Source organism: Umezawaea sp. NPDC059074, assembly GCF_042738955.1.
Classification (GTDB): domain Bacteria; phylum Actinomycetota; class Actinomycetes; order Mycobacteriales; family Pseudonocardiaceae; genus Umezawaea.
Window position 1 is genome coordinate 1 of the sequence record NZ_JBHYHC010000258.1, and the last position, 5,767, is coordinate 5,767.

The 5,767-nt window shown below is 76.6% G+C and carries 2 protein-coding genes; both read left to right on the forward strand.

Annotation, left to right across the window (positions count from 1 at the left end):
• Positions 1–537: 537 nt before the first annotated feature.
• Positions 538–3,978, forward strand: coding sequence for a DUF5682 family protein (locus ACFWW9_RS45655; protein WP_390389843.1), 3,441 nt, complete (start codon positions 538–540; stop codon positions 3,976–3,978).
• On the forward strand, positions 3,975–5,714 hold the full coding sequence (locus tag ACFWW9_RS45660) for a hypothetical protein (protein ID WP_390389845.1): 1,740 nt from the start codon (positions 3,975–3,977) through the stop codon (positions 5,712–5,714). The genes ACFWW9_RS45655 and ACFWW9_RS45660 overlap by 4 nt, the downstream gene beginning before the upstream one ends.
• Positions 5,715–5,767 lie beyond the last annotated feature (53 nt).

The window sequence follows — 5,767 nt, forward strand, 5'->3', positions numbered from 1 at the left end:
ACCTGGTCCTCACCGGCTCGGCGGCGGGGGGGGGGGGGCGCCCCCCCCCCCCGGTAAAGGCCCCCCAGTGGGGGGGGTGGGGCGCGGGGGCGGAAAAACCGGGCGGGGGGGGGGGGCCCCCCCGCCCCCCCCCCCCACCGGGCCCCCCACCCCCACCCCAGCGCGCCCGAGGCACCGCATGACTCCCCCACCCAATACCCTCCACAGTAGACTCTCCAGGTCCACCCTCCGTTTTCCCCTGCGCCACAACGCATCCAGCTCCACCCCTGCCTCGGTCCCATCAGGCCTCGGCCTGCCACGATCTCCCGAAGGCCCGCGCATTTCGAAGTCCCAACCGACCTACCGCCACGCCCCCTTGGCGAACAGGCGCTTCTCCGCGCCACCGTTCGCCACCCCCCTTTTCCTGTCTAGCCAGGACTTCGGCCTGGCGCAGTCCCCCAAGGGACCCCGCGCCCCCCGCTCCACCCAGGACACCGTGGTGGGCAAGCACTTCCTCGTACCATCGCCCGGCCCCTCCCCCCGACCGGAGGTGGTCGCGTGACCTCCACGATCCCGGCCGACGTCGACCCCACGGTGGTCGAGCGGCTCGCGGGGCACCGCGTGCCGTACCTGATCGGCGTCCGGCACCACTCGCCCGCGTTGGCGGCCGTCATGCCCGCCATGCTGGAGGCGGCCGATCCCGAGGTGGTGCTGGTCGAGCTGCCCGAGGAGTTGGGGCGGTGGCTGCCGCACCTGGCCGATCCCGGTCTCACCGCGCCGGTCGCGTTGTCCGGCGCGGCGCGTGACGGAGGCAGTCTGGCGTTCTACCCGTTCGCCGACTTCTCCCCCGAGCTGGCGGCGGTGCGCTGGGCGCACGCCAACGGTGTCGAGGTCCGGCCCTGCGACCTGCCGTTGGCGTTGCGCGGTGGCGGGCACTCGCGGGGTGAGCGGGGGCCGTCGCCGTTGACCGACGCGTTGCGCCGGACCATCACCGGCCGCGATGGCGACGACCTGTGGGACCGGCTGGTGGAGGCCGCCGCGCCCGGTCAGACGGCCGAGGCGATCCGGCGGGCCGCGCTGCTGGTCGGCTGGGCGATGCGGGAGGACTCCGCGGGCACCGGCGTCGACCCGTTCGACCTGCGCCGCGAGGCGTGGATGCGGCGGGCCGTGGGGCTCGCCGAGGGGCGGCGGTGCGCGGCCGTGGTCGGCTCGTTCCACGCCGCGGCCCTGCTGCACGGGCCCGAGGGCGACACGGTCGAGCCCGATCCCAAGAGCGACGACGTCGTGACCTCGTTGGTGCCCTACGGTTTCTCGCTGCTGGACGAGCGGTCCGGGTACCCGGCGGGCATCCGCGACCCCGAGTGGCAGCAAGCGGTCCTGGAGGCCGAGGGCGACCCGGAGGCCGTGGAGGCCGCCGCGGCGGCCGTGATCGTGCGGATCTGCTCGCGGGTGCGGGAACTCGGTCATCCGGCCGGTCCCGGCGAGGCGCGCGAGACGCTGCGGCTGGCCGTCGACCTGGCCCGGCTGCGCGGGCTGCCCGCGCCGGGGCGCGGTGAGGTCGTGGAGGCGGTGCAGACCGTCCTCACCCACGCCGAACCGCTCGGCCGCGGCCGGATCGTCGCCCGCGCGGCGGGTGACGTGCTGGTGGGCCACCGCACGGGCGTCCTCGCGCCCGGCACGCCCCGATCCGGTCTCGCTCCGGCCGTGGAGTCGCTGCTGGCGGAACTGCGCCTGCCCGGCCCCGGCAGCCGGGAACCGGCGGTCCTGCGGCTGGACCCGCTGCGGTCCGCGCTGGACGCGCGCCGGGAGGTCGCGCTGCGGCAGCTCGCCGTCCTCGGCGTGAGCTACGCCGAGTCGACCGCGACCACCGGGGTCGGCGGCGGTGACGCGCTCACCACCCGCTGGACCGCGACGTGGACGCCGTCGACCGCGGCGACCCTGCCCGTCGCGGGCCTGTGGGGCGCGACCCTGCCACTGGCGGCGTACGGCAGGCTGCGCGCCCGCCGCGCCGACCGGGAGCAGAAGGGCGGTCACACGCCGGACGACGTGCTGGCCGACCTGTCCGCCGCGGCGGCGTGCGGCCTGCCCGAGCTGGTGCACGACCTGCTGGGCGACGCGGCGACGGTCCTGCCGTCGGCCGGAACCCTGCCGGACCTGCTGGCCGCGCTCGACCTCGTCGACCGGCTGCGCGCGGGCCACCTGCCCGGCACGCCCGGCGACGTGCTGGACGCGCACCCCCTGCTGGCGCGCGACCTGGAGACCGCGGCGGTCGCCCAGCTCGACGGGCTGGCGGGGTCCGAGGACCCGGCGGACGCGCACGCGCTGGTCGAACTGGGCCAGCGCCACGACGGCCACGGCACCGGTCTGCGCCTCGCGTCGACCCTGCGGCGGCTGGCGGACGACGCGTCGCCGCTGATCGCCGGGGCAGCCGGAGCCACGCGGGTCCTGCTCGGCCTCACCTCGCCGGAGGTGCTCGGCGAGCGGGTGGCGTCGTGGATCGACAGCGCCACGACCCCCGAGCGGCGCGGGGTCCTGCGGCACGGCCTGACCGGCGTGCTGGCGGCCGCGTCGGCGTTGCTGGAGACGCCGGAGACCCTGGAACCGCTGCTGGACCGCGTGGAGGGGTTGGCGGACCGCGACTTCCTGGACCGGCTGCCCGCGCTGCGCGGCGCGTTCACCTCGATCGGCCCCGCGGCGCGCGCCCGCGTGCTCGCGGTGGTCGAGGCGCGGACCGGCGACCGGGTCGACGCGACCGACGCGCCGGACCCGGAGCTGCTGGCGCTGTGGCTGAACGCCGAGCACGCCGCGCTGGAAGTCCTGCGCTCGCACGGCTTGGAGCACAGCGGTGCCGCGGTGCCGCTCGACGAGCCCTCCACTGTGGACATACCCGCCGCGACACCCGGCGAGCTGCCCGCCGCCATCCGGTGGCGGCTGGTGCTCGGCGCGCGCGGCGACCGTCCGCAGGGCGGGGCCCGGTACGCGGCCGCGCTGGACGAGCTGTACGGCCAGGACCGGGGCGAGGGCGCGCTGCGCGGTGACGCGGGAGCGGACCGCTCGGACCCGTTCCCGGACGTGCGCGAGTGGTCGGAGGAACTGCGCGAGCTGTTCGGCGACCACGTCCGCGAGGAGGTGCTGGCCGCCGCCGCGGAAGGCGGGAGGCTGGAGGCCGCGCTGGAGATCGACCCCGGCTCGGTGCGGCCGTCCGTCGACCTGCTCCGCAGCGTGCTTTCCCTGGCGGGCGGCCTGTCCGAGGCCTCGCTGGCCAAGCTGCGCCCGCTGGTGGAACGGCTGGTCAAGGAGCTGACCGCCCAGCTGGCGAACCGGGTCCGCCCGGCGCTGACCGGGATGCAGCTGCCGGTGCCGACCCGCAGACCGGGCGGCAAGCTCGACCTCCCCCGCACCCTGCGGGCGAACCTCGCCACCGCGCGACGCGACTCGACCGGCCGGGTGCTGGTGGTGCCGGAGCGGCCGGTGTTCCGCACCCGCGGCCGCAAGTCGAGCGACTGGCGGTTGGTGCTGGTGGTGGACGTGTCCGGCTCGATGGAGGCGTCCACGGTGTGGTCGGCGCTCACCGCGGCGGTGTTCGCCGGGGTGCCGTCGCTGTCGACGCACTTCCTCGCGTTCTCCACCGAGGTCGTCGACCTGACCGACCGGGTGTCCGACCCGTTGTCGCTGCTGCTGGAGGTGCGGGTCGGCGGCGGCACGCACATCGCGGGCGCGCTGCGGCACGCCCGTTCCCTCGTGACCGTCCCGGAAAGGACGATGGTGGTGCTGGTCAGCGACTTCGAGGAGGGCGGCCCGCTGGCGTCGCTCGTCGGGCAGGTCAAGGAGCTGGTCACCTCCGGGGTGACCGTGCTCGGGTGCGCCAGCCTCGACGACACCGGGCAGGCCCGCTACTCGACGGCGGTCGCGGGCGCGCTGGTGGCGGCCGGGATGCCGGTGGCGGCGCTCAGCCCGCAGGCGCTGGCCCGCTGGGTCGGCGAGAAGGTGCGCGGATGATCCCCGTCGCTCCCGCGGTCGTGGCGGACGTGCTCGACGCGCTGCCGCCCCGCCTGCGCAAGCGGGTGGACACCTCGCTGGACCGCGCGGCCGAGTGGGAGGTCGCCGTCGACGGCGACACGGCCACCGCCGTCCTGGACGCCGACACCACCCTCACCTGGACGCTGCACGGCGGTGTCCTCACCGCCGCGACCGACCTGGCGTGCAGCTGCCTGCTCGCGCCGAAGTGCCTGCACCGCGGCATCGCCGTGGCGGCGGCCGAGATCGCCGACGGCCCGGTCGAGGAGACGGCCCCGGCGGTCGAGGAGGTCGTTCCGACGACCGTCGAGGCCGTGGTGGAGGTCCGCGCGGACGAGCGCGCCGCCGCGACCGCGCTGTGGGACGCGTGCTCGACCGTGCTGCGCTCCGGCGCGACCGGCAGCGGCGCGGTCGTGCGGGCGGAACTGCTCCGGGCCGTGCACATCGCCCGTGTGGCAGGCCTGTACCGGGCCTCGGCGGGCGGGCTGCGCATCGCCGCCGCGCTCGCCGCGGCCCGCACGGGCGACTCCTCGTTCGACCGGGAGGTCCTCACGGCCGAGCTCGTCGACCTCCTGCTGCTGTGCCACGACCTGCGCGCGGGCACCGGCACGGCGGACCCGTCCGAACTGCGCGGCACGGCCCGCCGGGAGTACTCCCCCATCGGCGCGCTGCGGCTGTACGGCCTGTGCACCGAGACCGTCCTGACCACGTCCGGCTACAGCGGCGTGGTCACGCACCTCGTGGACGACTCGGGGGTGCTGTGGACCGTCCCCGCGATCATGCCGGGCGGCCCGGAACGCATCGCCGCGGCCGCGAGCGGGGCGGTCGCGATCGGCGAGTCCGGCCTCTCCCAGCGCGACCTGGGCCGGGGCGGCCTCCTGCTGTCCGGCGGCACGGCGTCACCGGACCACCGCCTGGGCGCGGGCAAGGCCGTGCGGGCGGTGGCCGCGTCCGGCACCCCGTGGACCAGCCCCCCGCTCGCAGGCCTGTGGGCCGTGCCGCTGGCGGACCAGATCGCCCGCGCGTTCCACGCCGACACCAGACCCGCCACCCACCGCCCCGCCGGTGCCGACCTGGTGTTCCTGGACGGCGTGGTGCAGGGCGCGGCGGGCGGCGCGCTGCGGGTCGCGACCGACAACGCCCACCTCGACCTGGTCGGCGAGGGCAGCCGGGCGCGGGAGAACCTGCGCGTCCTCGCGGGCGCGGGCGGCCTCCGCCTCCGGATCGTCGCCCGCCTCCTCCCGGACCGACCAGGCACCGCCGTGGCCCTGGCGATCTCCGGCGACGACCTCGCCCTGCCCGCAGACCTTCACCACCACGTCGACCTGGGTCTGGACAGCATCCAACGCTCCCACGTGGCAGGCGACGGCACCCGAGAACTCCCCGAACGCCCGCACCAGACCGACAAACTCCCCCACCCCGTCCGCCCGCTGGCGAACGTCCTGCACCGCGTCACCCTGGGCGGCAGGGCGGTCGCCGCCATCGCCTCGGCGAACAGGGACGTCGCACTCCTGACCCGCACCGGCCTCACCACCACGGCAACACTGCTGGCAGACCTGGCCACCACCTCCCGAGACCGCGACCGCGACGCCTTCGGCAGGGTGATCAGGGACGCGGGCGACGCCTTCCCGTTCGCCTGGCTACGAGCAGGCCTCCACGTCCGCGAGTTCACCAGAGCCGCCGCCCACCACGCCTGGCAGGAGGTCGTCACCACCTGACACCGGAGCGCCCGAACCGGCGGGCCACCCGTGCCGCGGGGGGCACGGCGGGG